At 35.9% G+C, this 24,859-nt stretch carries 28 protein-coding genes; 21 read left to right on the forward strand and 7 right to left on the reverse strand.

Features of this window, described 5'->3' with window-relative positions; all coding sequences use genetic code 11:
• The first annotated feature begins 114 nt into the window (after positions 1-114).
• From trxA to mazF, 7 genes are all read left to right on the forward strand, one after another.
• Positions 115-435 (forward strand): thioredoxin, encoded by a 321-nt coding sequence (gene trxA / locus ACZ47B_RS10080; protein WP_464894402.1) that lies wholly within the window; start codon positions 115-117, stop codon positions 433-435.
• A 68-nt stretch (positions 436-503) separates the two neighbouring features.
• Positions 504-887, forward strand: a complete 384-nt coding sequence (locus ACZ47B_RS10085; protein ID WP_464894403.1) for a hypothetical protein — start codon at positions 504-506, stop codon at positions 885-887.
• 12 nt (positions 888-899) lie between these two features.
• Positions 900-1,841, forward strand: a complete 942-nt coding sequence (trxB, locus tag ACZ47B_RS10090) for a thioredoxin-disulfide reductase (protein WP_464894404.1) — start codon at positions 900-902, stop codon at positions 1,839-1,841.
• A 1-nt stretch (position 1,842) separates the two neighbouring features.
• A complete protein-coding gene (gene dapB, locus ACZ47B_RS10095) occupies positions 1,843-2,613 on the forward strand; it encodes a 4-hydroxy-tetrahydrodipicolinate reductase (RefSeq protein WP_464894405.1) in 771 nt (256 codons plus the stop codon).
• Between the two features lies 1 nt (position 2,614).
• Complete coding sequence (gene purF / locus ACZ47B_RS10100) at positions 2,615-3,958, forward strand: amidophosphoribosyltransferase (RefSeq protein ID WP_464894406.1); 1,344 nt, start codon at positions 2,615-2,617, stop codon at positions 3,956-3,958.
• A gap of 54 nt (positions 3,959-4,012) precedes the next feature.
• Complete coding sequence (locus tag ACZ47B_RS10105) at positions 4,013-4,249, forward strand: AbrB/MazE/SpoVT family DNA-binding domain-containing protein (RefSeq protein ID WP_464894407.1); 237 nt, start codon at positions 4,013-4,015, stop codon at positions 4,247-4,249.
• A complete protein-coding gene (gene mazF, locus ACZ47B_RS10110; protein WP_464894408.1) occupies positions 4,236-4,577 on the forward strand; it encodes an endoribonuclease MazF in 342 nt (113 codons plus the stop codon). The genes ACZ47B_RS10105 and mazF overlap by 14 nt, the downstream gene beginning before the upstream one ends.
• Positions 4,578-4,581: 4 nt before the next feature.
• Here the strand turns inward: mazF and ACZ47B_RS10115 are convergent, their stop codons facing one another.
• The 5 genes from ACZ47B_RS10115 to ACZ47B_RS10135 are packed head-to-tail and all read right to left on the reverse strand — an operon-like array spanning position 4,582 to position 8,337.
• Complete coding sequence (locus tag ACZ47B_RS10115; protein WP_464894409.1) at positions 4,582-5,121, reverse strand: DUF2393 family protein; 540 nt, start codon at positions 5,119-5,121, stop codon at positions 4,582-4,584.
• Between the two features lie 9 nt (positions 5,122-5,130).
• On the reverse strand, positions 5,131-5,646 hold the full coding sequence (locus ACZ47B_RS10120; RefSeq protein WP_464894410.1) for a DUF2393 family protein: 516 nt from the start codon (positions 5,644-5,646) through the stop codon (positions 5,131-5,133).
• Positions 5,647-5,654: 8 nt separating this feature from the next.
• Entirely contained in the window at positions 5,655-6,347 is a 693-nt protein-coding gene (gene hisIE / locus ACZ47B_RS10125) for a bifunctional phosphoribosyl-AMP cyclohydrolase/phosphoribosyl-ATP diphosphatase HisIE (protein WP_464895729.1), read from the reverse strand.
• The gene (locus ACZ47B_RS10130; protein WP_464894411.1) at positions 6,340-7,413 is read right to left on the reverse strand and encodes a prohibitin family protein; all 1,074 of its coding nucleotides are present in this window, start codon (positions 7,411-7,413) and stop codon (positions 6,340-6,342) included. The genes hisIE and ACZ47B_RS10130 overlap by 8 nt, the downstream gene beginning before the upstream one ends.
• A gap of 9 nt (positions 7,414-7,422) precedes the next feature.
• Positions 7,423-8,337, reverse strand: a complete 915-nt coding sequence (locus tag ACZ47B_RS10135; protein WP_464894412.1) for a branched-chain amino acid transaminase — start codon at positions 8,335-8,337, stop codon at positions 7,423-7,425.
• A 144-nt stretch (positions 8,338-8,481) separates the two neighbouring features.
• Between ACZ47B_RS10135 and ACZ47B_RS10140 the strand changes: the two genes are divergently transcribed.
• The 13 genes from ACZ47B_RS10140 to ACZ47B_RS10200 all read left to right on the forward strand — a co-directional run bounded on the left by ACZ47B_RS10140 (position 8,482) and on the right by ACZ47B_RS10200 (position 22,281).
• Positions 8,482-11,394: a cache domain-containing protein gene (locus ACZ47B_RS10140; RefSeq protein WP_464894413.1), complete on the forward strand. Its 2,913-nt coding sequence runs from the start codon at positions 8,482-8,484 to the stop codon at positions 11,392-11,394.
• Positions 11,391-11,858: a thioredoxin-dependent thiol peroxidase gene (gene bcp, locus ACZ47B_RS10145; RefSeq protein WP_464894414.1), complete on the forward strand. Its 468-nt coding sequence runs from the start codon at positions 11,391-11,393 to the stop codon at positions 11,856-11,858. The genes ACZ47B_RS10140 and bcp overlap by 4 nt, the downstream gene beginning before the upstream one ends.
• Positions 11,859-12,008: 150 nt before the next feature.
• Positions 12,009-12,302 carry a toxin gene (locus ACZ47B_RS10150; protein WP_464894415.1) on the forward strand — a complete coding sequence of 98 codons (294 nt, stop codon included), beginning with the start codon at positions 12,009-12,011 and terminating at the stop codon, positions 12,300-12,302.
• Positions 12,289-12,558, forward strand: coding sequence for a CopG family antitoxin (locus tag ACZ47B_RS10155; RefSeq protein WP_464894416.1), 270 nt, complete (start codon positions 12,289-12,291; stop codon positions 12,556-12,558). The genes ACZ47B_RS10150 and ACZ47B_RS10155 overlap by 14 nt, the downstream gene beginning before the upstream one ends.
• Before the next feature lie 146 nt (positions 12,559-12,704).
• On the forward strand, positions 12,705-13,784 hold the full coding sequence (locus tag ACZ47B_RS10160; RefSeq protein ID WP_464894417.1) for an epoxyqueuosine reductase QueH: 1,080 nt from the start codon (positions 12,705-12,707) through the stop codon (positions 13,782-13,784).
• A 36-nt stretch (positions 13,785-13,820) separates the two neighbouring features.
• The gene (fabZ, locus tag ACZ47B_RS10165) at positions 13,821-14,267 is read left to right on the forward strand and encodes a 3-hydroxyacyl-ACP dehydratase FabZ (protein ID WP_464894418.1); all 447 of its coding nucleotides are present in this window, start codon (positions 13,821-13,823) and stop codon (positions 14,265-14,267) included.
• Position 14,268: 1 nt separating this feature from the next.
• Positions 14,269-15,048: an acyl-ACP--UDP-N-acetylglucosamine O-acyltransferase gene (gene lpxA / locus ACZ47B_RS10170; RefSeq protein WP_464894419.1), complete on the forward strand. Its 780-nt coding sequence runs from the start codon at positions 14,269-14,271 to the stop codon at positions 15,046-15,048.
• A 24-nt stretch (positions 15,049-15,072) separates the two neighbouring features.
• Positions 15,073-16,293: an ATP-dependent Clp protease ATP-binding subunit ClpX gene (clpX, locus tag ACZ47B_RS10175; protein WP_464894420.1), complete on the forward strand. Its 1,221-nt coding sequence runs from the start codon at positions 15,073-15,075 to the stop codon at positions 16,291-16,293.
• An 11-nt stretch (positions 16,294-16,304) separates the two neighbouring features.
• Positions 16,305-17,339, forward strand: a complete 1,035-nt coding sequence (locus ACZ47B_RS10180) for a rod shape-determining protein (protein WP_464894421.1) — start codon at positions 16,305-16,307, stop codon at positions 17,337-17,339.
• On the forward strand, positions 17,332-18,081 hold the full coding sequence (mreC, locus tag ACZ47B_RS10185; protein ID WP_464894422.1) for a rod shape-determining protein MreC: 750 nt from the start codon (positions 17,332-17,334) through the stop codon (positions 18,079-18,081). Before ACZ47B_RS10180 ends, mreC begins: the two co-directional genes overlap by 8 nt.
• A 13-nt stretch (positions 18,082-18,094) precedes the next feature.
• Positions 18,095-21,370, forward strand: a complete 3,276-nt coding sequence (carB, locus tag ACZ47B_RS10190) for a carbamoyl-phosphate synthase large subunit (protein WP_464894423.1) — start codon at positions 18,095-18,097, stop codon at positions 21,368-21,370.
• A gap of 9 nt (positions 21,371-21,379) precedes the next feature.
• Positions 21,380-21,838 carry a Sua5/YciO/YrdC/YwlC family protein gene (locus ACZ47B_RS10195; RefSeq protein ID WP_464894424.1) on the forward strand — a complete coding sequence of 153 codons (459 nt, stop codon included), beginning with the start codon at positions 21,380-21,382 and terminating at the stop codon, positions 21,836-21,838.
• The gene (locus tag ACZ47B_RS10200) at positions 21,835-22,281 is read left to right on the forward strand and encodes a hypothetical protein (RefSeq protein ID WP_464894425.1); all 447 of its coding nucleotides are present in this window, start codon (positions 21,835-21,837) and stop codon (positions 22,279-22,281) included. Before ACZ47B_RS10195 ends, ACZ47B_RS10200 begins: the two co-directional genes overlap by 4 nt.
• Here ACZ47B_RS10200 and ACZ47B_RS10205 read toward each other — a convergent pair.
• The gene (locus ACZ47B_RS10205; protein ID WP_464894426.1) at positions 22,249-22,887 is read right to left on the reverse strand and encodes a tRNA threonylcarbamoyladenosine dehydratase; all 639 of its coding nucleotides are present in this window, start codon (positions 22,885-22,887) and stop codon (positions 22,249-22,251) included. The genes ACZ47B_RS10200 and ACZ47B_RS10205 overlap by 33 nt on opposite strands.
• Positions 22,884-23,675, reverse strand: coding sequence for a 5'/3'-nucleotidase SurE (gene surE, locus ACZ47B_RS10210; protein ID WP_464894427.1), 792 nt, complete (start codon positions 23,673-23,675; stop codon positions 22,884-22,886). The genes ACZ47B_RS10205 and surE overlap by 4 nt, the downstream gene beginning before the upstream one ends.
• 87 nt (positions 23,676-23,762) lie before the next feature.
• On the opposite strand from surE, the gene lpxB reads away from it, so the two are divergent.
• A complete protein-coding gene (lpxB, locus tag ACZ47B_RS10215; RefSeq protein WP_464894428.1) occupies positions 23,763-24,791 on the forward strand; it encodes a lipid-A-disaccharide synthase in 1,029 nt (342 codons plus the stop codon).
• The last annotated feature ends 68 nt before the right edge of the window (positions 24,792-24,859 follow it).

Consider the following 24,859-nt stretch of genomic DNA (forward strand, 5'->3'; position numbering starts at 1 on the left):
ATCTATAACTCTTTATGTGATATATTATTGCAAAAGCATAATTGCCTTTTAAAGAAAAGATAGTATAATATCACTTCAAAGTGTATGAACACTTAAAATTTTAAGGAGATTATAATGGGAAAATATTTGGAACTTAACGCATCTAATTTTAACGATACTATAAAAGAGGGTGTAGCGTTGGTTGATTTTTGGGCACCTTGGTGCGGACCTTGTAGAATGATAGCTCCGGTTATCGAAGAGTTGGCAAACGATTATGAGGGAAAAGCTAAAGTCTGCAAAGTCAATACCGACGAAGAGCAAGATATAGCTATACAGTACGGTATCAGAAGTATACCTACTATTTTATTTTTCAAAGACGGTCATTTGGCTGACCAGATGGTAGGAGCTGCAGGCAAGCAGGTAATCGCTGAAAAGTTGGACGCCCTTTTAGCATAATGGGCTTTAAAAAAGGGAGAAAGATTTTCTCCCTTAACTATCTCTTTGCATCGTTTTTCGGTGCATTGATGATAGCAAGTGCGTATGCGTACTTTAACTATAAATTTGCGGAGTTTAAATTTATCGATTTTGACAAATGGATTTTTTATGAAAAAAAAGATATATTTAAACCTACCCAAGAAAATTATGTAGTCATCATATTTAGTTCCCACAAAGATAATCCCGATAAAATTATAAAAAAAATAAAAAATAAAGCAAAGATTTTAGCCATAGATATTTACCAAAAAAGATTTAAAAACAGTAAAAATGTGATATATTTGACAAGTGGTATCAATACACTTATCGCTTTTATACAAAGATTTAATATATACACCATACCATCAGCCTTTTTTATAAAAAAGGTTAAAAATAACAAATACAAACAAAACAGCATGGTTGAAGCTGTTAACTAAAAAGGATATAAAATGTTGGATTTAGCGATCATAGGCGGAGGTCCTGCAGGACTTACAGCCGGTCTTTATGCCACAAGAGGCGGATTGGAAAATGTAGTAATGTATGAAAAAGGCTTACCCGGAGGTCAAATCACCCAAAGCAGTGAGATAGAAAATTATCCCGGGATTTCTGAAGTGGTTACAGGTATGGAGCTTATGGAGAGTTGGCCCAAGCAGTGTATGAGATTTGGCTTGAAGCATGAGATGAAAGAGGTGACAAGAGTTTCACTAAATGATGATAAAACTTTCAAAGTCTATATCGCAGGTGGCGAAGAAGTAGATGCCAAAAGTGTTATAGTCTGCACCGGAAGTACTCCAAGAAGAGCAGGTTTTGAAGGTGAGGATGAATTTTTTGGCAAAGGCGTGAGTACTTGCGCGACATGTGACGGATTTTTTTACAAAGGCAGGGAAGTGGCAGTTCTTGGCGGTGGAGATACCGCTTTGGAAGAGGCTTTGTATCTATCCAAGATTTGCTCGAAAGTTTATCTGATACACAGACGTGATGCCTTTAGAGCCAGTCCCGCAACAGTAAAAAGAGTAAAAGAGAGTGACAACATAGAGTTGGTTTTAAATTCCGGGATTAAAAAAGTATATGGAAACGCTATGGGCGTAGAGGGAGTTTTGACAGTTGACAAAGAAGGGAATGAAAGAGACTTGAAAGTTCCCGGGATTTTTGTATTTGTCGGTATGAATGTCAACAACTCCGTACTTAAACAAAGTGACGGAAGTTATCTTTGTGATGTAAACGAATATGGTGAAGTGATAGTAGATCTTAGGATGAAAACATCGACTCCGGGTCTTTTTGCGGCAGGAGATATCAGGATAGAAGCTCCAAAACAAGTAGTTTGTGCTGCCGGAGACGGAGCTACGGCCGCACTAAGTGCCATACCTTATGTAGATGCTTTAGGAGAATAAATTGATAAAAGTAGGAATTCACGGATCAACCGGAAGGGTTGGAAGACTCTTGATAGAAAATTTGAAAAATGATGATAAAGTGGAGATATCTGTTTTACATGCCATTGAAGAGTTCAGTTTTGAAGTACCTAAAGGTGTACTTATAACAAATGATACAAAAACTCTTCTTGAAAACTCAGATGTCGTTATAGACTTTACACTTCCAGTTGGCACACAGTCACTTTTGGAGTGTGCTATAAATGAAGTGCCAAAACCGCTAGTCATAGGTACTACAGGACTTAACCCACATCAACACAATCTTATAAAAGAGCTTAGTAAAATAGCACCCGTTCTTTACTCTACCAACATGTCTTTGGGAGTAGCGGTACTTAACAAGCTTGCTTATCTGGCTTCTGAAGCTCTTAGTGATTTTGATATCGAGATAGTTGAAATGCATCACAGATATAAAAAAGATGCACCAAGTGGTACGGCTTTGACTTTGGGTGAAAGTGTAGCAAGTGCCAGAGGTTTGATACTTGATGAAGTGAGAGTAAGCGGTAGAAACGGCAACATAGGTGAAAGAAGCAAGGATGAGATAGCTATCATGGCTTTAAGAGGCGGTGATATAGTGGGTCGTCATACAGTAGGGTTCTACAACGATGGTGAATTTATAAAGTTGAACCACACCGCAACAAGCAGAGATACATTTGCCAAAGGCGCTATAAGGGCTGCAAAATGGATAGTGGGTAAAGAGCCAAGGCTTTATAGTATAAATGATTGTTTAGGACTGTAAAATGTGTGCGGTAGTAGGAGTATATGGTGATGAAAATGCTTCCAAGATAGCTTACTATGCACTTTTTGCCATGCAACACCGTGGACAGGAAGCTACGGGTATAAGTGCAAGTGACGGGAAACGCATAAAAACCATAAAAAGCAGAGGTTTGGTTACCGAAGTATTTGACAATGATTCACTAGATATACTAAAAGGTGATATGGCTATAGGTCACAACAGATACTCCACTGCCGGTCACGACTCCATACTGGATGCTCAGCCTATATTTGCGAGATACTCTTTGGGTGAAATTTCCATAGTGCACAATGGTAACTTGACCAATAAAAAAGAGGTAAGAGACGAACTTATAAAAGAGGGTGCTATATTTGCAACCTCCATGGATACTGAAAATGTCGTTCATCTCATAGCAAGAAGCCAGGAAAAGCATTTAAAAGACAGGATCATTGAAGCTCTTGAAAAAGTCAAAGGAGCTTACTGCTTGATCATACAAAGCAGGACCAAAATGTTCGTTATAAGAGATAGGTACGGAGTAAGACCTTTGTCTCTTGGCAGGCTTGAAAGCGGAGGTTATATCGTAGCTAGTGAAACATGTGCTTTCGATCTTGTGAAGGCTAAGTTCATAAGGGATATAAGACCGGGAGAAATGCTTATATTTGACAAAGAGTTGCCTGAAGAGATGAAATCCGTTCAACTGTATGAGAGTGATTACAGACCGTGTGCTTTCGAGTATATATACTTTGCAAGACCTGACAGTGTCATAGACGGCAAAAGTGTTTACAAAGTAAGAGGAAGGATCGGCTGGGCTTTGGCAAATGAAGCAAAACATATAGAAGCCGATATGGTTGTTCCTGTTCCTGACAGTGGAGTAGCTGCGGCTTTAGGGTATTCTAAAAAGAGTGGAATTCCTTTTGAATTGGCAATTGTAAGAAACCACTATGTGGGAAGGACTTTCATAGAGCCGACTCAGGAGCTAAGGGATATGAAAGTAAAACTTAAGCTCTCTCCCATAAAAGAGAAGATAAACGGTAAAAGAGTCATAGTTTTGGATGATTCACTTGTCAGAGGAACAACATCAAAGCAAATTGTTAAAATGCTTAGAGAATCAGGAGCCAAAGAGGTTCATATGATGATAGCGGCTCCCGAGATAAAATACCCTTGCAGATACGGTATAGATACCCCAAGTTTTGATGAGCTGATGAGTGCAAATAAATCCAAAGAAGAGATAAGAGACTATATGGGGGCGGACAGCTTGACATTTTTAAGTATAGAAGCCTTGAAAGAAGCCATAGGATATGACAGAAACTACTCGCTAGTCAGCTTTGACGGAAATTATTTTATTACTTGACATATTCAATGATTTGATGTATCATTTTGTATAAACAACAAAACAGGAGATAGCATGATTGCTGTTACAAAAAAATGGGGAAACTCTTTGGCGATTAGAATCCCTAAAGATATAGCAAAGACATTGGATATTTCAGATAATTGTGAAATGGAGATGGAAATCAAAGGTAAAGTTTTGACTATCAAACCTAAAAAGAAACTTTCGTTAAAAGATTTAATATCTAAAATAAATAGTGAAAATATCCATAAAGAGATAGATAGCGGCACAAGTGTAGGCTATGAGGAGTGGTAGATATATCCCAGATAAAGGTGACATCGTTTGGTTAGATTTCAATCCTCAAACAGGAAGAGAACAAAGAGGAAAAAGGCCCGCGATAGTTATCTCTCCCAAGTTGTATAATGAAAAAACTTCTTTATGTATATGTTTCCCAATAACTTCAAAGATAAAAAATTATCCATTTGAAGTAAAGCTTGATAAAAAACTACCTATAAAGGGCGTCATACTATCTGATCAGATAAAAAGTTTGGATTTTGCAAAAAGAGAAATATCTTTCATGTGTAAAGCAACTGACAACATGATAAAAGAGATACAAGAGAAAATTTTTCTTTTATTGTCGTAGATATTTAGTGACAGTATAGCTTATATCTTATATCCGCTTTTTGGAAGTAAGGCGGATAAGGCATGGTAGCACTGAAGTTTTTGATTTCGCCCGGTTTTAAATTTTTTGCTATGGTAAAATCTTTTATGATGGTCGATGGTCTTTCGTTTTTACTTGAAAAGAGTGAACTTAACCCGGATCTTGGAGCATAGAAGGTTTTGCCGGATAAATTGTTGACATTGAGTGCATTGTTCACTATCTTTACTTCGAGTTTACAGTGTCCGATTTTAAATCTGCCTACATTTTGTACCTGTCCGAAGAACATGATCGTTTCATTTAAAAGTACTCTTTTGTGAGTGATATTTACAAGTTTACCTTTTTTTGTATATTTATCAAGTACAAACATTGAAAAAAGTGCAAGCATACTTGTAACCAAAAATGATGAGAATACCATAGACCAGAATATTTTAGGATTTGTCTCCTTTTTGGAAACTATGACAAGCAAGATAAAAAGCAGTAAAAAGACACAAAGTGTTATCCAATGCAAAATAGTAAAATATGTCATTTTTATCCTTTAATAGCAATCCATCTTGGCAGTAAGCTCATCATCTTTTGTATATATCGTATTATCTAGTATCTTTTTTAGTTCCTCCGAGCTGTTTTTTGGTATATGGTCATATATGTATATCGACTTTACCGCCAATGGCTTTAATCCGTATATCAGTTTTTTGATCTTTGAAGGACTTTTTTTGATAATATTCAACTGTATGTAACATACGTTAAAGTCGATTTTAGAAAGATTTTTTATATTCGCTTTTATCAAAAGAGAATTGGAAAAGTGCAAAGGCTTGGTTTCTTTGATAGCCAATTCGCTTTTTCTTAGAGTTTTATTTAAAAAAGTATAAACTTCATAAAATCCAACCGGCGGTATCATCAAAGTAAAAATGATAAGTATAAAACCTAAAAGAGGTTTTTTGAAAAGAAGTATCAAAGAGAGGATAAAAAAAAGCAGAAAAACCGCACCAACTACTCCAAGTCCTATATAGTCTTGCAAACTTAGATGATGAAGATACAGTTTGATAAATTCCAAAATTTTGCCTATGTTTTTCTGCTCTTTTTCTCTTCTATGCCGCTTATGTCAAATCTTTTTTTCAATTCGTTTTTTATCCTATCTGGATCAATGTTTTTGTAAGCCAATGCTACAAGGGTATGATAAGTAAGATCCGCCGCTTCATATATGATCTCTTCAGGATTTTCATCTTTTACGGCAAAGCAAAATTCGCCTGCTTCTTCAACCACTTTTTTAAGGATTGTGTTTTCACCTTTTTTATAAAGTGAAGCAGTATAGGAAGTTTTAGGATCAGCCGTTTTTCTCTCTTGCAAGGTATGATAGAGTTTATCCACTACACTGTAGTTGGTCGTAGCATCCTCTTTTATATCAGATACAACTTCAGCGGTATCGAGTTTGGTAAAAAAGCAGCTCTCTCTCCCTGTGTGACAAGCTGCACCTCCGACTTGCTCTACTGTCAAAAGTATCGTATCGTTATCACAATCTATAAAGATATCTTCCACTTTTTGGATATTGCCGCTTGTTTCACCTTTTTTCCATATGCGTTGTTTGCTTCTGCTAAAGTAGTGGGCAATTTTGGAAGAAAGTGTAAGTTTTAGCGCTACTTTATCCATGTATGCAAGCATCAAGACTTTTTTGGTTTTTACATCCTGGGCGATAGCAGGGATGAGAGGGGACTTCTCCCAATCAACCCTGTTTGCGATTTCTTCTATCTCATTTATTTCCAACTGAAGAACTCCTCTGTTTGTTCTTGCTGTCTAACCATATATTTGGTACCACTCCTCCAGGAGTCAAGAATATCTTGGCATCTTTATTGGATTTTAGAGCCTCGTTGAATTTACCCTGAACATCGAGCTGGCGAAGTTTCAAGAGATTTGGCGTGACACTTTTGCCTAGTCTTTCATTGGCATATGACTGGGCATCTGCTTCTATCTTGACAGCATCCGCCTGACCTTGGGCTCGAATCTTTCTGGCATTTGCATCACCCTGAGCCAAAGCGGCATTTTTTTGAGCAGTTTGTTTTGCTTTTTCCACTTCATATCTGGCTTGCTGGGCTTGTTGTTTGGCTATCTGGACTCTTAGGATTTGATCTTTTATCTTTTGGGGAAGAACTATCTTTCTAAGTTGAACTGCCAAAAGCTCGACTGGTTGACCCGGCTGTGCATCGATCCTGTCTTTTATACTGCTTGTTATCTGGGCTGCTATCTCATTTCTTTTTACAGGCAGTTCTTCGGCGGTATATTTTCCTACTATGTTTCTTGTTACATCCCTGACGACCGGATTTACTATCTTGTCTTCCCAGGAAAGTCCCCAGGTTGCGATAGTTTGAGGAGCACTTGCGGCTTTTAGCTTGTATTGAACCGTCAACTCTATAGATACGGGTAGTCCCCTTGCATCAAGCACTGAGATGGCACTTTTATATTTTATGCCCGAATTTGGAGCTTTTATGGATAAGTCCTCATTATTGGTATAGTTTATGATCCTTACTCTCGTATCGACTACAAAGATATCCTGGATAAAAGGGATGAAAAAGTGAAGACCGGGGTTCAATGCTTTTGGATCGTACTTTCCGGCCGTCGCTTTTATACCCACTTCTCCTGAGTTTATCACAACAAACGGTTTTGCTATGATAAGAAGTCCTATAACTATAATAAGAAGATATAGCAACCCGGCTTTTTTGCCTAAGTCTTTAAAAAACTGCGGTGGTTCAAAATTGTTCCCTGATTGGTTATCATCATCTCTTTTTTTGCTATTTTTATTGAAATAGTCATTTAAATCTGCTGGCATTATTTTCCTTTATATGTATGTCAGTAATTGTTTATACTTCTTGTTTCTTCCATAAACTACATCAAAGTATGCATCTTGTAGTTTTTTTGTTATTTCCCCTCTTTTTCCGTCCCCTATGACTCTGGCATCCACTTCTCTAACAGGAGTGAGCTCTGCTGCAGTTCCGGTAAAAAATGCTTCATCAGCTATAAATATCTCATCTCTTGTGATTCTTCTTCTTTCAACCTTTAAATCAAAATCACGAGCTAACATCAAAACAGTATCTTGAGTGATGGATTCAAGTGAATTGTCATTTGGTGGAGTTATAAGCACACCATCCCTTACTATGAAAAAACACTCCCCACTGCCTTCTGCTACAAATCCTTCATCATCAAGCAGTAATGCTTCTTCATATCCGCAGTCGATAGCTTCAAATTTTGCCATTTGTGAGTTTAGATAGTTTGCAGCCGCTTTTGCTTTTCCCATGGTGGATTTGACCGAATTTCTGGCAAATGAGCTTATCTTTACTCTAATACCCTTTTCCAAACCTTCATCTCCAAGGTAACTTCCCCACTCCCAAGCCGCAATAGCGACTTTTACCGGAGCATTGATATGGTACAGTCCCATTACCCCGTACCCCAGGTATATCAAAGGCCTCAAGTAAACATTTTGTTTGAAATCATTTGCTTTTAAAAGTTCGACCTGGGCATCTTCAAGCTCTTTTTGTGAGTATGGAGACTTTATCATAGTGATCTTTGCGGAATTTAAAAGTCTTTTTGTGTGGTCTTGAAGTCTAAATATAGCAAGTCCGTCTTCTGTCTGGTATGCTCTTGTTCCTTCAAATACCCCGTTTCCGTAGTGCAGAGTATGAGTCAGTATATGTACATTGGCTTCATCCCACGGAGTGAGTTTACCATCCATCCATATATATTTTGCTTTTTCCATGAAAAATTCCTTAAGCTATTTTTAAAAGTAATATATTATCCAATATAACATTAAAACCTCATTACGGTATAGTTTATAAATCTTTTTTAAATATATTTTTGTATAATAAACACTTCTAATATTATAATACAAAGTCATTAAAACATGAAAATTGACAAAGCAAACAATAAAAAACTTATCAAATGGATATATTTTGCTCCATTACTTACTATCATCATAATCGTCACATCCATAGCGACTCTTTTTATATACAAAGAGAAGAAGGTGTATAAAAACGATATAGATGCATACAAGATCAAACTGCTAAAACTAAAAAAACTTGAAGTGGAAGACAGGATAGTGAAATTATCCCAGCAGATAGAATTCAACGAAAAAATACTTCTTGAACAATCAAAAGAAAATGTTAAAAATATGGTTGATTTTGCATATAAAATCATCCAAAAAACATACAAAGAAAATAAAATCTTCGGTAAAGCATATGCTATAGGTATCATAAGAGACAGACTGAGAAATATGCGTTTTTTCGATAACTTAAGCGGATATTTTTATATGTACAAGATGGATGGAACTTGTTTACTTTTGCCTACCAACCCCGAATATGAAGGAAAAAATCTTATCAACGTAAAAGATGCCGCCGGTACAAAGATCATCAAAAAAGCCATAAGGATACTTAAACAAAAAGGTAAAGCATTCGATAGTTGGTATTGGTATAAGCCAGGCGAAAAAGTCATGAAAAAAAAGATAGGGTATTTTAGATGGTTCAAGCCGCTTGATATATATATCGGCAGTGCTTTTTATGAAGAAGACATCATAAAAAAAGCCAAAAAAATAGCATTGAAAATCATAAGAAATTACAGATACGGTGAGAAAGGGTATGTCTTTGCATATGATTTTAAGGGCAATACGCTTAGTCATATTAAAAAAAATCTGATAGGAAAAAACAGGATAAATCTTTTTATTGACAACAGACATATTCTCAAAGAAATGATAAGAGGAGCCAAACTCAATAAAGATGGGTTTTTTATGAGTTATATGGCTTCTTATGATCCAATTACCCATAAGCCTTCAAGAAAGATTTCTTATATAAAAAGTATGCCGGAATTTGACTGGATCATAGGTGCAGGTTTTTATGTAAACGATATAAGAAAAGCGGCTTTAAGCCAATATGAAGTTTTACAAAAAGAGTTAGACAGGATCATTCAAGCCATCATAGCCATATCCATGATCATGATCATAGTTTTAGGTGCGGTTATGATGATGATTTCAAACAAGATCAAGCGCATTATAGACAGTTATGAAAATGACTTGTTAAATCAGTACAATGAAATTATCAATCAAAAAAGGGTTTTTCAACTTCTTTTTGAAAAATCGAAAGACGGAATATTTCTTGATAGTAAAGAGAAGTTTTTAGACTGCAATGAAGCTTCGGTTAAAATGTTCGGCGCAAAGAGCAAAGAGGAGCTTTTAAAACAAAATGCTTTGAGTCTTTCTCCAAAATTTCAGCCTGATGGAAGTTCATCCAAAGAGAAGATCGTTTTTGTTTTTAACGAGGCAAAGAAAAACGGAGTTTACAGAGGCGAATGGCTTGCCAAAAAGCTTGATGGTACTACCTTTTGGATAGATATGGTAGTAACCGCTATCAGCTTGGATAACAATTTGGATAACAATATAGTTTTTTACAGCGTTTTTAGAGATATCACCCAAAGAAAAAAGATCGAAAGAGAGTTGAGAGAAAATGAGGCAAAACTTGTCTACAGAGCAAGACACGATGCTTTGACAAATTTGCCTAACAGGTTCATGTTTAATGAAGTTATAACTCATGAGATTTTAAGAGCGAAAAGAGAAGATAATAAAGTAGCTGTTTTATTTATGGATTTTGACGGATTTAAAAACATAAATGATTTTTACGGACATGATATAGGTGATGAACTTTTGATACAGGCGACTAAAAGATTGAGAGAAGAGATAAGGCAAAGCGACTATCTTTTCAGATTTGGCGGAGATGAGTTTGTATTTTTGTTCAGTGATTTTAGAAGCGAGAATGATATAATCAAAATCGCAGAAAAACTTATCAATACATTTTCACTTCCATTTTCCGTAAGAGGACATTTTGTAAAGATAGGCATAAGCATAGGCATATCCGTTTTTCCTGATGACGGTATAACCAGCGAGGAGCTTTTGAGAAATGCAGATATTGCTATGTACAAGGCAAAAGAGAGAGGAAAGAACAGGTATGTATTTTATGAAGAGAAAATGTATAAAAAGATCATACAAAAACATATCATCGAAGAAGATTTGAAAAAAGCTATAGAAAATGATGAATTTGTAGTTTACTATCAGCCTCAAGTCGATATAAAAGCCAAGAAAGTCATAGGTCTTGAAGCATTGGTCAGGTGGAAAAAAGACGGCAGGATCGTAAGCCCCGGAGAATTTATAGATATAGCTTCTAGTTGTAATCTCATGGATGATATAGGAAGCATAGTTATGGGTAAAGCCATTAAGTTTGCTGCAACTTTGTCCAAAATATACCCTGATGTGGAAAAAATCTCTATAAATTTAGACGACAAACAACTTAAAAACAGTAATATTTTAAATACCATAAAAAATTATTTAAAAATTTATAACTGTGATGCTAAAATGATAGAATTTGAGATAACCGAAGGTTTTGTTATGAATGATGTAGAGAGTTCATTTTTGTTGCTTAAAAATATAAGAGATATAGGATGCTCCGTATCCATAGATGATTTTGGAACGGGATATTCCTCTTTGGCATATATAAAAAGACTTCCTTTGGATGTTATCAAGATAGATCAGTCATTTGTCAGAGACATACCGGGTTTTATAGAAGATGAAGCGGTCATAGGAACCATTATAGAGCTTGGCAAAGGACTGGGTCTTAAGATAATAGCCGAAGGAGTGGAAACACCAGAGCAGGAAAAATTCCTATATGAAAAAGGGTGCTATATCATACAGGGGTATTATTACTCCAAACCGTTATCTCAAAAAGATATAGTTGCATTTTTAAAAAATTTCACCAAACAAAAGGAGAGAAGATGATAGAAGTAGGAAAACCGGCAAAGGATTTTTGTTTGCCAAGCCAGGATGAGGTGGATATCTGTCTTAGGGATTTAAAAGGGAAATGGGTAGTTTTATACTTTTATCCAAAAGACAATACTTCGGGATGTACAACCGAGGCTTGTGACTTTACGGAAAATTTACCTGCTTTTGAAAGTATGGATGCCGTTGTTTTAGGTGTCAGTCCGGACAGCCCAAAAAAACACAGAAATTTCATAGAGAAGAAAAACCTCAAAATCACGCTTTTAAGTGATGAAGAAAAGAAAGTTTTAGAGGAATATGGAGTATGGCAGTTAAAAAAGATGTATGGAAGAGAGTATATGGGAGTTGTTAGAACAACATATTTGATCGACCCTGAAGGAAAAGTAGCCTACAGATGGGACAAAGTAAAAGTAAAAGGCCATGTAGAAGCTGTAAAAGCCAAACTCGAAGAGCTTAAATCGTGAGTCGTGAATGGTTAATGATGAATTTTGTCAAAACATCGTTTCACGATTTGTGACTTGAAAAATTAAAAAAATGATTTTTAAAATTTAATATTTATGGAAAGTTTAGATTTATTTTGATATTATATCATATACATGGTGTATTAAAAAGGATTGATTATAAAAGTTTTTAGATGGAGCGAAGATAAAAATAAACTTTTAAAAAAAGAAAGAGATGTATGTTTTGAAGATGTGATATTGAGTTTGGAAAGTGGGATGTTGTTAGATGTTGTACCACATTTTAATATTGACAAATATCCCAATCAAAAAATATTTATCATGCTGATACAAGATTATACATATTATGTTCCATTTGTAGAGGATGATAAAGAGATATTTTTAAAAAATATTATCCCAAGTAGAAAATATCATAAATTGTATAAGGAGAAAAGAGATGGCATTGACTAAAGAAGAAAATGAGATAATTGAATATATAGAAAACGGTGATGCTAAAAGTGTTCCCAATGTAGAAGATGAGATATCAAGATATACCAAGATAGCTAAAGATTGCACAAAAAAGAAAAAAGCTATCAGTTTAAGATTATTGGAGAGTGATTTGTATCTTTTAAAACAAAAAGCTCTCAATAAAGGGATAAATTATCAAAATCTTATCCAATCATTAATACATCAATATCTTCATGATAATATAAAAGTATCATTATAAATCGTGAGTCTTGAGTCGTGAAAAAGAGTAAAAAAATAGATAAAAAAAGAGTTTCATTGCTTGATTTGAAAGGTAAAATATCTTTTGATAAATATTATGATTATAAAAAAATGAGAAAAAATCGCAAATAAAAGGAAAAATTTACTTTGCTTGTTCACATCTGCTGTTCGGTTGACAGTCACTTTTTTTTGCAAAAGTTAAGAGAGGTTTATCCTGAAGAAAACTTGATAGGTTTTTTTTATGATCCAAATATCCATCCCTACAGTGAGTACCGACTAAGACTTCTTGATGTGCAAAGAAGTTGTGATATGCTTGGAATCGAGCTTTTAGAAGGGGAGTATGACTTTGAGGGTTGGCTTGATGCCGTAAGGGGGTATGAAAATGAACCTGAAAAGGGTAAAAGATGTACTCTTTGCTTTGATAAAAGAGTAGAAGAGAGTATAAAAAAAGCTAAGGAATTAGGTGAAAAAAAAGTTACGACCACACTTTTGACAAGTCCCAAAAAATCTATCGAACAGTTAAGCGAAGTCGGAAATGCTCTTGCAAACAAGTATGGAGTGGAATTTGTTAGTGTTGATTTTAGAAAAGATGGTGGAACACAAGAGCAGTTTGCTTTGGCAAAAAAAGATAAACTTTACCATCAGGATTATTGCGGGTGTATGTATGCGCTAAATATCCAAAGAGATGCACAAAAAAAACTTCCCGATGAACTTTTTGTAAATATTGCAGGGCAAATCCAGCCTGAATCGATAGAAGAGAGGATTGAGCTGTATCAAAAAAGAATCGACTTGGAAAAAGAGGGCAAAGAGTATGACATCATCAAAAACAGTTTTGTAAATTACAGGCTTTTAATGTCTTACCTTATGGCAGATAAAAAAATCATACCATCATACCCTGTTTTTTACTCATATATGAAAAGAAAAAAAGCAAAATTGAAGATAAAAACAAAGATAAATGAAGTTTATGTATCCAATAGAGAAAATGTAAATATCATTGAACTTTCATATTTCAATAAGCTTCTAAAAACCGATTATAAGAGTATAAAAGAAGTGATGTACGCTCCTCCGACGGTAAAAGATGAGATAACTTTAAGAAATTTGCTTATAGATACTTTTTACTCTCTTTCTCCCATCATTGTAGTCGATAGAGTTGATTTTGAATCTTTTGAGATTTATCTTGATGCTATCTACTATCAGGATGTAATAGAAAATTTAGTAATTTTTTGATAAAATAGTTGAATTTTATTTAAGGACAAGATTACTATGTTAGATGTTGTAGATATTCAAAAGATTCTTCCCCATAGATTTCCGTTTTTACTTGTTGATAGAGTAGTTCAGATAAAGAGTGGAGAATATATCGAAGCTTATAAAAATGTAACCATAGGAGAGCAGATATTTCAAGGGCATTTTCCAGATCATCCGATATATCCGGGAGTTATGATCATAGAAGGCATGGCGCAAGCCGGTGGAGTATTGGCATTTGAAAGCATGAGTGAAGATGAGCAGGGAGATACGCAGGATAAAGTAGTATATTTTATGAGTATTGATAAAGCAAAGTTTAGAAGTCCGGTAAAACCCGGAGACAGACTGACATACAAATTGAGTGTCATAAAACATAGAGGCTCTATCTGGATACTTGACGGCAAAGCTTATGTCGATGATAAATTGGCTTGTGAAGCCGAGCTTAAAGCCATGATAGTGGATAAGTAAAATGTCAAATATCAGCAATTTAGCTATCATAGAAGATGGAGCTATAATAGGAGAAAATGTTGAGGTAAAAGCTTTTGCTGTTATCGGAAGTGAAGTGGAACTCCAAGACGGAGTTAAAGTGTACGAAGGAGCACAGGTAAAAGGCAAGACCACAGTAGGTAAAAATACCCAAATCCACCCTTATGCGGTTGTAGGTAATATCCCTCAGGATGTTTCATACAAAGGCGAAACCGGAGAGCTTCTCATAGGAGAGAACAACATCATAAGAGAGTTTGCCACTATAAATCTTCCGACACTTAAACAGGATAAAAAAACCGTGATAGGTGACAATAACTATATCATGGCATATTGTCATATAGCTCATGATTGTATCCTTGGAAACAATATCATTCTGGCCAACAATGCCACTTTGGCAGGTCATGTGGAGATAGGGGACTATACCGTCGTAGGAGGCTTGACTCCTATTCACCAATTTGTAAAAATTGGAGAGAGTGTAATGCTTGGCGGAGCAAGTGCTGTCAGTCAGGATATCCCTCCATACTGTTTGGCAGAGGGAAACAGAGCAAAGATAAAAGGACTCAATCTTGTGGGTCTTAGAAGAAGATTTGAAAGAAGCGACGTAGATGCGTTGAGAAAAGCTTATGCGAAACTGTTTAGATCAAAGGAAGCTCTGAAAGATGCCGCCAATGATTTGCTTAAGAACAGTGATAATGATAAAGTCAAAAATTTATGTAACTTTATAATAAATACAAAAAGAGGGATACCGTTTGAAAGAGTTTAAAGATATGAAAAAGCAGGTACAAAAATGAAAAAATGTAGTTTTTGTAATTCAAAAGAGAGTACTGACAACAGACTTATAGAAGGAAACGGAGTTTGCATCTGTGAGCACTGTGTGGTTTCGGCATACAAGATACTTTTTGGAGATGATGAACTTTTAGAAGGTGGAAATGAAGATGAAAAAAGGATTTTCACTCCTAAAGAGTTAAAAAAAGTCTTAGATGAGTATGTAGTAGGTCAGCACAATGCAAAGAAGATATTTGCCGTAGGTGTTTACAACCATTACAAAAGGATATTTAAAAGTGCATCTTTTAAAGATGACGATACCGAGATCCAAAAATCAAATATCTTATTCATAGGACCGACAGGAAGCGGAAAAACCTTGATGGCGCAAACTATGGCAAAGTTTTTGGATGTACCTATAGCCATAGCGGATGCTACTAGTTTGACTGAAGCCGGATATGTAGGAGAGGATGTCGAAAATATCCTGACCAAACTTTTACAAGAAGCTGACGGTGATATCAAAAAAGCTGAAAAAGGCATAGTTTTTGTTGATGAGATAGATAAAATAGCCAGAATGAGTGAAAATAGATCCATTACAAGAGATGTATCCGGCGAAGGAGTTCAACAGGCACTTTTGAAGATCATCGAAGGAAGTCTTGTAAACATTCCGCCAAAAGGCGGAAGAAAACATCCAAACCAGGAATTTACCCAAATTGATACTTCCAATATACTTTTCGTTTGTGGTGGCGCATTTGACGGTTTGAACGATATCATCAAAAGAAGGATAGGTAACAATGTCTTGGGCTTCAATCAGGTAAAAAGAAAAAAGAGTGAAGAGGATAACCTCATAGATTTAGTCGAACCGGATGATTTAGTAAATTACGGTTTGATACCTGAACTCATAGGAAGACTGCATTCTATAGCGACTCTAAACCAGATAACCGAAGATGATATGGTAAAAATATTGACTGAGCCTAAGAATGCCATACTAAAGCAGTATCAAAAGCTCTTTGCGATAGACGGAGTGACATTGAGCTTCGAAGATGATGCTTTGAAAGAAGTGGCAAAAATGGCGATCAACAGGAAAACAGGAGCCAGGGGGCTAAGATCTATCATGGAAGAGATAATGGTCGATATAATGTTCGAACTTCCGGAGCTTGAAGGATATGAAGTGTTGATAACAAAAGATGTGGTGGCAAACAAGGCAAAACCTCTATATATAAAAAATTCTAAAAAAATAGCATAAAGGCATATACAATGATATTAGACAAAATCATAGGATTATTTTCAAACGACATGAGTATTGACTTGGGTACGGCCAATACATTGATACTTTTAAGAGGTAAAGGGATCATCATAAACGAACCCTCAGTCGTAGCCATACAAAGTGACAAATACGGAAGAAGCAATATACTCGCAGTTGGTAATGAAGCAAAAGATATGATAGGTAAAACCCCGGGCAATATCCAGGCTATCAGACCCATGAAAGACGGAGTCATAGCTGACTTTGACATGACTGAAAAGATGATAAGATATTTTATAGAAAAAGCTCATAGAAGAAAAAGCTTTATAAGACCAAGGATTGTTATATGTGTTCCTTACGGTTTAACTCAAGTCGAGAGAAAAGCCGTCAGAGAGTCTGCCATGAGTGCGGGGGCAAGAGAAGTCTATCTTATAGAAGAGCCTATGGCAGCGGCAATTGGAGCAGATCTTGATATCAAAAAGCCTCATGGACACTTGATAGTTGATATAGGTGGCGGAACGACAGAGATAGGCGTTATTTCACTCGGTGGTCTTGTGATATGTAAATCCATAAGAGTTGCCGGAGATAAGATAGATCAAGCTATAGTTGATTTTGTAAAGAAAAAATACAATCTTCTCATAGGTGACAGAACAGGTGAAATGATAAAGATCGAAGTAGGAAGTGCGGTCAAACTTGATGAAGAGTTGACCATAAGCGTAAAAGGAAGAGATCAGATAAGCGGCCTTTTGGTAGGTATCGATCTAAGCAGTGAAGATATAAGAGAAGCTATGAGAGAGCCTTTAAAAGAGATAAGCGATGCCTTAAAAGATATACTTGAAGCTACTCCTCCTGATTTGGCAGGAGATATAGTGGAAAACGGTATAGTACTTACCGGCGGTGGAGCTTTGATACGAGGGATCGATAAGTACTTAAGTGAAATCGTAAGACTTCCTGTGTATGTTGCCGAAGAGCCGCTTTTGGCCGTAGCAAAAGGTACCGGAAGAGTTTTAGAGGAGATAAACCTGCTAAAACAGATCATAAATGATTAGAAACAGATATTTTTTTTTAATTTTAATAATCGTACTTTTGCTGGTCAAGTACAATTATAATGACTATTTGAAAAAGCCGGTTTTGGATGTTACATACGGGATAAAGACAGAGTATATAAACTTTGTGGAGAGTATCCAAAACTTTGTGCAAAAACATATAGACCAGGAAGAAAATATACAAAAGCTTCAAAAAGAGGTGGCAAAACTTAAAAAAGCAGCCGTTTTGTCTTCTGCTTTTGCAAGCAAATTAAGAAGTCTTTTGCAAGACAAGAGTCCTATGTACAATCCCGAGCTAAATGTAACAAGAGCGGTTTCATATGTGGACTTGGCGGATTACAACAGGGTTTGGCTGGATTTTAAAAATTTAAAGAAAAAAAAGATATATGGTCTTATTTATCAAGGTTATACCGCAGGTATAGTTACGGATAAAAATAAAAGAGCCCTGGGCTTGTTGCAGGGTGATGAAAAATGTATATTTTCAGTTTATCTTGGTAAAGAAAAAGTACCGGGAGTGATCTTTGGAAACAAAGACAATATGATAGTTAGATACATACCTGCATGGATGAAAGTCAAAAAAGATGATGAAGTCTATACCAGTGGTTTGGATGGGATATTTTTCGAGGGTGTGAAAGTAGGGAAAGTAACTAAAGTCATCAAAGAAGAGTCATACACAAGTGCAGTGGTCAAGCCCTATGCCAAAGTAATGGTACCGGGCTATTTTCATATAATAACACAGCCATAATACAAGGATAAAAATGCCAAAAAGAGAAGATATAAAAACTATACTTTTGATAGGATCGGGACCCATAGTCATAGGACAATCATGTGAGTTTGACTACAGCGGTACCCAGGCTACCAAGACATTGAAGGAGTTGGGATATAGAGTGATACTTATCAATTCAAACCCAGCTACCATCATGACCGATCCGGAATTTGCCGACAGGACTTATATAGAGCCTATCAATGAAAAAGTCATAAAAAATATCATAGAGATTGAAAAAGTAGATGCTATACTTCCTACTATGGGTGGACAGACAGCTTTAAACGTGGCTATGAGCATGTATGAAAAAGGAATGCTTGAAAATGTTGAATTTCTCGGAGCGAACCCGGAAGCCATAAGAAAAGGTGAAGATAGACAAGCCTTCAAAGAGGCTATGCTCAAAATCGGTATGGATTTGCCAAAAAGTATGTATGCATACAATATGGATGAAGCCTTGAAGGCTGCTGAGGAGATAGGTTTTCCTCTTATCATAAGAGCTTCTTACACATTAGCAGGTGGAGGAAGTGGTGTAGCATACAATATAGATGAATTTAGAGCTTTGGCAAAAAACGGTCTTGAAGAAAGCCCTATAAGTGAAATTCTCATAGAAGAGTCACTTTTGGGCTGGAAAGAGTATGAGATGGAAGTCATAAGAGATAGAAATGATAACTGTATCATTGTATGCTCTATCGAAAACTTCGATCCTATGGGTGTACATACAGGTGATAGCATAACCGTAGCTCCGGCTCTGACATTGACCGATAAAGAGTATCAAGTGATGAGAGATGCTTCTTTTGCCATTTTAAGAGAGATAGGAGTCGATACCGGCGGTAGCAATGTGCAGTTTGCATTAAATCCAAAAAACGGCAGGATGACGGTCATAGAGATGAATCCAAGAGTGAGCAGAAGTTCCGCACTTGCCAGTAAGGCTACAGGCTATCCTATAGCAAAGGTTGCAACTTATCTCGCGGTCGGCTATACACTTGATGAGATAAAAAATGATATTATCGGAACGACAGCCAGTTTTGAGCCTACCATTGACTATATAGTTACCAAAATGCCAAGATTTACTTTCGAAAAATTCCCACTAGCTGACTCTACACTTGGAACTTCCATGAAAAGTGTGGGCGAAGCTATGGCTATAGGAGTTACCTTTAAAGAGTCCATCCAAAAAGCTTTATGTTCTTTAGAGACAGGACTTGATGGCTTTGAAGAGATCGCAAAAGGTGACAATGAGAAGATTACAAAAGAGCTTAGAAGAGCAAATGAGGATAGGATACTGTACCTTGCACAAGCTTTTAGAGAGGGTATGAGTATAGATGAAGTTTACAACCTCACAAAGATAGACAGATGGTTTTTATATCAAATCGAAGAAATAGTTCTGAGTGAAAAAAAGATAGATATAGATATTTTAAAAAATGAAGAATTACTTAGAAAGATAAAATGTGACGGTTTTTCCGATGCTATGATAGCAAAGCTCATCAATGAGAAAGACGGTATGAACCTAAGTGTAAATGACATAAGAAATGCAAGAGAAAAACTTGGTATAAAATTATCATACAATGAAGTAGATACCTGTGCGGCGGAATTTAAAGCCCTAACCCCATATCTTTACTCAACTACAAATATCTCTCCTGCCGCCCAATCAGAGATTGGTGGCAGACAAGCCCACCACTCACCCAAAAAGGTTTTGATCCTTGGTGGCGGACCAAACAGGATAGGTCAAGGCATAGAGTTTGATTACTGTTGTGTGCATGCGGCTTTTGCTTTGAAAGATATGGGAGTTACCACTATCATGTACAATTGCAATCCCGAAACCGTTTCTACCGATTATGATACCAGTGATATACTATATTTTGAACCGATCGATTTTGAAAGAGTTAGAGCCGTTATCGAAGAGGAAGAGCCAGACGGTATCATAGTTCATTTCGGGGGACAGACACCTTTAAAACTTGCAAAAAAATTAACCGCGATCGGAGCAAATATCATAGGAACCAGCGCAAAAGTGATAGATATGGCTGAAGATAGGGAAAAATTCTCCAAATTTGCCAGAGATCATCATTTGAAACAGCCTAAAAACGATACCGCAACGACAAAAGAAGAAGCTTTGAACAAGGCAAAAGAGATAGGATATCCGGTACTTGTAAGACCAAGCTATGTTCTTGGCGGAAGAGCGATGAGGATAGTTTATAGTGAAGATGAATTAAAAGCATATATGAATGAAGCCGTAAGTGTGAGCAATGATTCTCCTGTGCTTCTTGATAAGTTTTTAGATAGGGCTATAGAGATAGATGTAGATGCGATAAGTGATAAAGAAAATGTCTATATAGGTGCGATAATGCAACATATCGAAGAAGCGGGAGTCCACAGTGGTGACAGTTCCTGCTCTTTGCCTGCTATTAGTTTGAGTGAGAAAATCCTTCTTGAAGTTGAAAAACAGACAAAAGATATAGCTTTGGGACTTGGTGTCATAGGACTCTTAAATATCCAGTTCGCAGTTTACAAGGATGAAGTCTATATCATAGAAGTCAATCCAAGAGCAAGCAGGACAGTACCGTTTGTCAGTAAAGCTACCGGAATTCCTTTGGCAAAAGTCGCTACAAAAGTGATGTTTGAAGGAAATCTGCTTGAAGCTTTGAAATATTATGATAAAAACGGTATCGTTTACAAAGAGCACGGTATCTACAAACCTCACGTAAAAAACCATATAAGTGTAAAAGAAGCGGTCTTTCCTTTTAACAAACTAACCGGAGCGGATTTGATACTTGGGCCTGAGATGAAATCTACCGGTGAAGTTATGGGTATAAGTGAAAACTTTGCCAAATCTTTTGCAAAAGGGCAATTCAGCAGTGGCAATATACTTCCTGTAAAGGGTGTGGTATTTATATCTTTAAGTGATATAGATAAAGAGTTCGCCGGAGAATTAGGCAATGGTTTTAAAAAGCTTGGTTTTGAGATCATAGCAACCGGAGGAACTCATAAAGCATTGCAAAATGCAGGAGTGGAAGCTGAGTTTGTTTATAAGATAAGTGAAGGAAGACCAAATATCCAAGATAAGATGAAAAATGGTGAGATAGCTCTCATGGTGAATACAAGTGACAACAAAGCAAGCAAAAGTGATGCGAAAGATATAAGAAGAGAAGTTATAAAACTAAATATTCCGTATTTTACTACCATTGCGGCCGCAAAAGTAGCTATTGGAGCCATCAAAGAGCTTCAAGATAGTGATATATTTTATCCGAAGTCTTTGCAGGAATACTTGGGCAATTAAAAATGAAAAATGAAAAATGAAAAATTTTGGATAGATAGTACTGTTTTTTTGGTTCAGACTGATACTACCGTTGGAGTATTGTCTAAAAGTGATAAGAAGTTAGCGAAAGTTAAAAATAGAGATGAAAAACAACCTTTTTTAATGAGCGTGGCTTCTTTTAAAGAGTTAAAGGATGAGGTTAGAGTTCCTTGTAAATTTAAAAAGAATATAAGAAGAGTAAAAAGAAAAACTTTTATCTATCCAAATAGAAAGGCTTTTAGAGTTGTTAAAGATAACCCTCATCACCGATTTTTAAAAAGATTTGGGTGGATGTATTCAACTTCGGCAAATCAAACAGGGTGTGAGTTTGACTTTAGTTGGATTAAAGATAGAGTAGATATAATTGTTTACGATGCAAAAGGGTTCAGTCAAAAAAGTCCGTCTCCACTTTATCGGCTAAGCCGTAAAAAAATGAGGAGGTTAAGATGAGATTAGTCGGATCGTTTTTTTTAGGTCTTGTTTTTGTTCTTCTTCTTGATTTCCTTATTTTTATAGGCATAAAGATTAATTACATAGATCTTTATCATATAAAAGTCTATTTTAATGTTCTATTTGTGGATAATCAGTCATATATCTTGCTTATCGTTTTATCGGCAGTTTTTGGTTATCTTATATCAAATAAAAAAACTTTTAAAATATTTGCATTTATCTATATAATTTTCATACTCGTTTCACTTCTATCCTTTTATAGACCTTTTGGGGAAAAGCTTGGTAAAATGATATTTGAAAAGGATAACCTCTCCTTTAGAGTGGGAGATATAACCTTTCAAGGAAATCTACTCTACAAGGGAAGAAAAACAACATATATCTACAGAAATGATATAAACAAAGTTATAAGATTAAAAAACAGTGATCTTTTGCAGAGCAAGTGAAGAAAGAGCTAACCCCATAGAGCCTGTAACACCTACAAAACTTCCTAGCCCCTCGCATTTTTTAGGCAGTTCTTTTGAAAAAACAACTTGAAAATCCTCTTTAAAACCCACTTTTTTTAATTCATATCTGAATTTTTTTGCAAAAGGATCATTTGTAGTTTTCCAAATCGAAGAAATCTCTATAAGAGTAGGATCCACTCTTTTAGCACCTCCGCATGAAGATATGAGTTTTTTATGAGTTTTTTTAGCAAGAGCTACTTTTGCGGGTATATCATCTACAGCATCTATAACAAGGTCAAACCCATCAAAATCAAAATCCTCTGTCCACTCTTTTGTAACTTTTGTGGTGATATGCTTTATGCCGGGATAGAGTTTAGCTAAAACTTCCGTTTTTATCTCGCCTAAATGTTGTGATCCGATTTGTCTGTTTTGATTGCTCGGCTCAAATCTATCGAAATCAACTATGGTGATATCTTTAACCCCGCTTCTATAAAGAGAGTCAAGGCAGAAGCTTCCTACTCCTCCGACACCAAAAAGTATGATCTTCGCTTTGGATATTTTGTTGAAATCTTCTCCAAAAAGGAGTTTGCATCTTTGATATCTCATTTTTCAAGATTCTTTAAATTTTCTATATCTTCATATGAAGTTAAATTTAGCTGAATCGGTGTAATGGATACGAAATCTTGCTCTACAGCATCCAAATCGCACATGATATCGTTGCTTCTACTCTCCCACTGAAGAGGATGTATGCCTATCCAGTAGTACTCTTCACCTCTTGGATTTCTGTGAAGATGTGCATCGTTTCCATAAAGCCTGTAGCCGGCTTCAGTGATTTTATATCCTTTTAAGTCTTCTTTTTTGATGGGAGGAATGTTGATATTCAAAAACTTTCTTTTATCCAGTTTTATATCATTTTGCAATATTTTTTTTGCCATATCTTTTGCAACTTCCATAGCCAAATCATACCCGTGGATTTGTAAACTTTTGTAGTGGTCTTTACATACCTGTGATATGGAAAAAGCCGGAATACCCTGCAAAACGGCCTCCATAGCGGCACTTGCCGTTCCGCTGTATGTGATGTCTTCTCCCATGTTCGAGCCTTTGTTGATACCACTTATGACAAGATCGGGTTTATTTTTATAGAGTGCATGGGTTGCAAGATAAACGCAATCACTTGGAGTGCCGTCATCAAGCTTGAAAAAATTATCTTCTATCTCTACAAATCTAAGAGGTTTTGTCAATGTCAAGGAGTGTCCACAGGCTGATTTTTCAGTAGTCGGGGCAACTACCGTGACGATAACGTCATCTAAGGATTTTATAGCCTTGACAAGTTGCAACAACCCTTCACTTCCAAATCCGTCATCGTTGGTTATAAGTATATTTTTTTTCAACATCAATCTCCGATATTTTATAGCAATTATAGCAAAAAACCGATAATATACAGTGTAATTTTACAGTAATAAAAATGAAAAGGGCAGACAGTGAGTAAAATCTTAGTTTCATCTTTGGAGCCTTCAGCCAATTTACATCTTGAGCCGATTTTGGATAAATTGGATAATAATACATTAAAAGGTATCTTTGATCCAAAATTCGGTAATCCTCTTTATCCATCATCCGATTTTTCCATCATGGGATTTGTGGATGCTTTGTCTAAGATAAAATTGGCAAAAAAAGCTATAAAAGAGATGGTGAAGCTTAGTTTTGAAAGTGATAAGGTTTTGCTTATAGATTCTCCTGCTTTTAATCTTCCTTTGGCAAAAGCCATAAAAGAAAAAAATCCTTCTGTTGAGATCATATATTATATACTGCCTCAGGTATGGGCATGGAAGGCAAAAAGAGTAAAAAAGATAGAGAGATACTGTGATGTTTTGTGCTCGATTTTACCTTTTGAAGAGAAGTTTTATAACAAATCGATCTATGTAGGGCATCCTCTGCTAGATGAAATTAAAGAGTTTAAAAGTCAAGTAACATCAAACGGAATTGTCGCATTTTTGCCGGGCAGTCGAAAAAGTGAGATAAAATCGTTGATGAAAATATACAAAGAAGTTGCAAAAGATGTAAAAGAGAAAAAGTTGCTTGTCGTGCCAAAACACTTTACACAAAAAGATATAGATGAGATATATGGAGATATTGACGGATTTGAAGTGGTTAATGATGCAAAAAAAGCTCTTTTTCAAAGTGATTTTGCTTTTGTATGCTCCGGTACGGCTACACTTGAAGCTTCGCTTATGGGTGTACCTTTCGTGCTTTCATACAAAGCCAAGAAAATCGACTATCTTATAGCCAAAAGATTTGTAAAGTTAAAACATATAGGGTTAGCAAACATCATATTGGATTTTTCTGGATTCAAGTCTCTTCATAAAGAGTTCATTCAAGATGAAGTAACACCTAAAAATCTTTTAAGCGAGTACCATAATCTTGATAGAGAAAGCTTTTTTGATCATTCTATAAAATTAAGAGAGTTACTAAACCACGGCAGCTCTGAAAATGTTGCAAAATTTTTGATATAATAATAGACTAATAAATATAGGGCATCTCCAAAAACCCTATACATTGCCAAGTATCTGTTTAAAAAAAG

This window comes from Thiofractor thiocamini (genome assembly GCF_055384375.1).

Coding starts and splice junctions, on each gene's coding strand:
- trxA (WP_464894402.1), top strand. CDS start 115: ATGGGAAAATATTTGGAACTTAACGCATCTAATTTTAACGATACTATA.
- ACZ47B_RS10085 (WP_464894403.1), top strand. CDS start 504: ATGATAGCAAGTGCGTATGCGTACTTTAACTATAAATTTGCGGAGTTT.
- trxB (WP_464894404.1), top strand. CDS start 900: ATGTTGGATTTAGCGATCATAGGCGGAGGTCCTGCAGGACTTACAGCC.
- purF (WP_464894406.1), top strand. CDS start 2,615: ATGTGTGCGGTAGTAGGAGTATATGGTGATGAAAATGCTTCCAAGATA.
- ACZ47B_RS10105 (WP_464894407.1), top strand. CDS start 4,013: ATGATTGCTGTTACAAAAAAATGGGGAAACTCTTTGGCGATTAGAATC.
- mazF (WP_464894408.1), top strand. CDS start 4,236: ATGAGGAGTGGTAGATATATCCCAGATAAAGGTGACATCGTTTGGTTA.
- ACZ47B_RS10115 (WP_464894409.1), bottom strand. CDS start 5,121: ATGACATATTTTACTATTTTGCATTGGATAACACTTTGTGTCTTTTTA.
- ACZ47B_RS10130 (WP_464894411.1), bottom strand. CDS start 7,413: ATGCCAGCAGATTTAAATGACTATTTCAATAAAAATAGCAAAAAAAGA.
- ACZ47B_RS10135 (WP_464894412.1), bottom strand. CDS start 8,337: ATGGAAAAAGCAAAATATATATGGATGGATGGTAAACTCACTCCGTGG.
- ACZ47B_RS10140 (WP_464894413.1), top strand. CDS start 8,482: ATGAAAATTGACAAAGCAAACAATAAAAAACTTATCAAATGGATATAT.
- bcp (WP_464894414.1), top strand. CDS start 11,391: ATGATAGAAGTAGGAAAACCGGCAAAGGATTTTTGTTTGCCAAGCCAG.
- ACZ47B_RS10155 (WP_464894416.1), top strand. CDS start 12,289: ATGGCATTGACTAAAGAAGAAAATGAGATAATTGAATATATAGAAAAC.
- fabZ (WP_464894418.1), top strand. CDS start 13,821: ATGTTAGATGTTGTAGATATTCAAAAGATTCTTCCCCATAGATTTCCG.
- lpxA (WP_464894419.1), top strand. CDS start 14,269: ATGTCAAATATCAGCAATTTAGCTATCATAGAAGATGGAGCTATAATA.
- clpX (WP_464894420.1), top strand. CDS start 15,073: ATGAAAAAATGTAGTTTTTGTAATTCAAAAGAGAGTACTGACAACAGA.
- ACZ47B_RS10180 (WP_464894421.1), top strand. CDS start 16,305: ATGATATTAGACAAAATCATAGGATTATTTTCAAACGACATGAGTATT.
- mreC (WP_464894422.1), top strand. CDS start 17,332: ATGATTAGAAACAGATATTTTTTTTTAATTTTAATAATCGTACTTTTG.
- carB (WP_464894423.1), top strand. CDS start 18,095: ATGCCAAAAAGAGAAGATATAAAAACTATACTTTTGATAGGATCGGGA.
- ACZ47B_RS10195 (WP_464894424.1), top strand. CDS start 21,380: ATGAAAAATGAAAAATTTTGGATAGATAGTACTGTTTTTTTGGTTCAG.
- ACZ47B_RS10200 (WP_464894425.1), top strand. CDS start 21,835: ATGAGATTAGTCGGATCGTTTTTTTTAGGTCTTGTTTTTGTTCTTCTT.
- ACZ47B_RS10205 (WP_464894426.1), bottom strand. CDS start 22,887: ATGAGATATCAAAGATGCAAACTCCTTTTTGGAGAAGATTTCAACAAA.
- surE (WP_464894427.1), bottom strand. CDS start 23,675: ATGTTGAAAAAAAATATACTTATAACCAACGATGACGGATTTGGAAGT.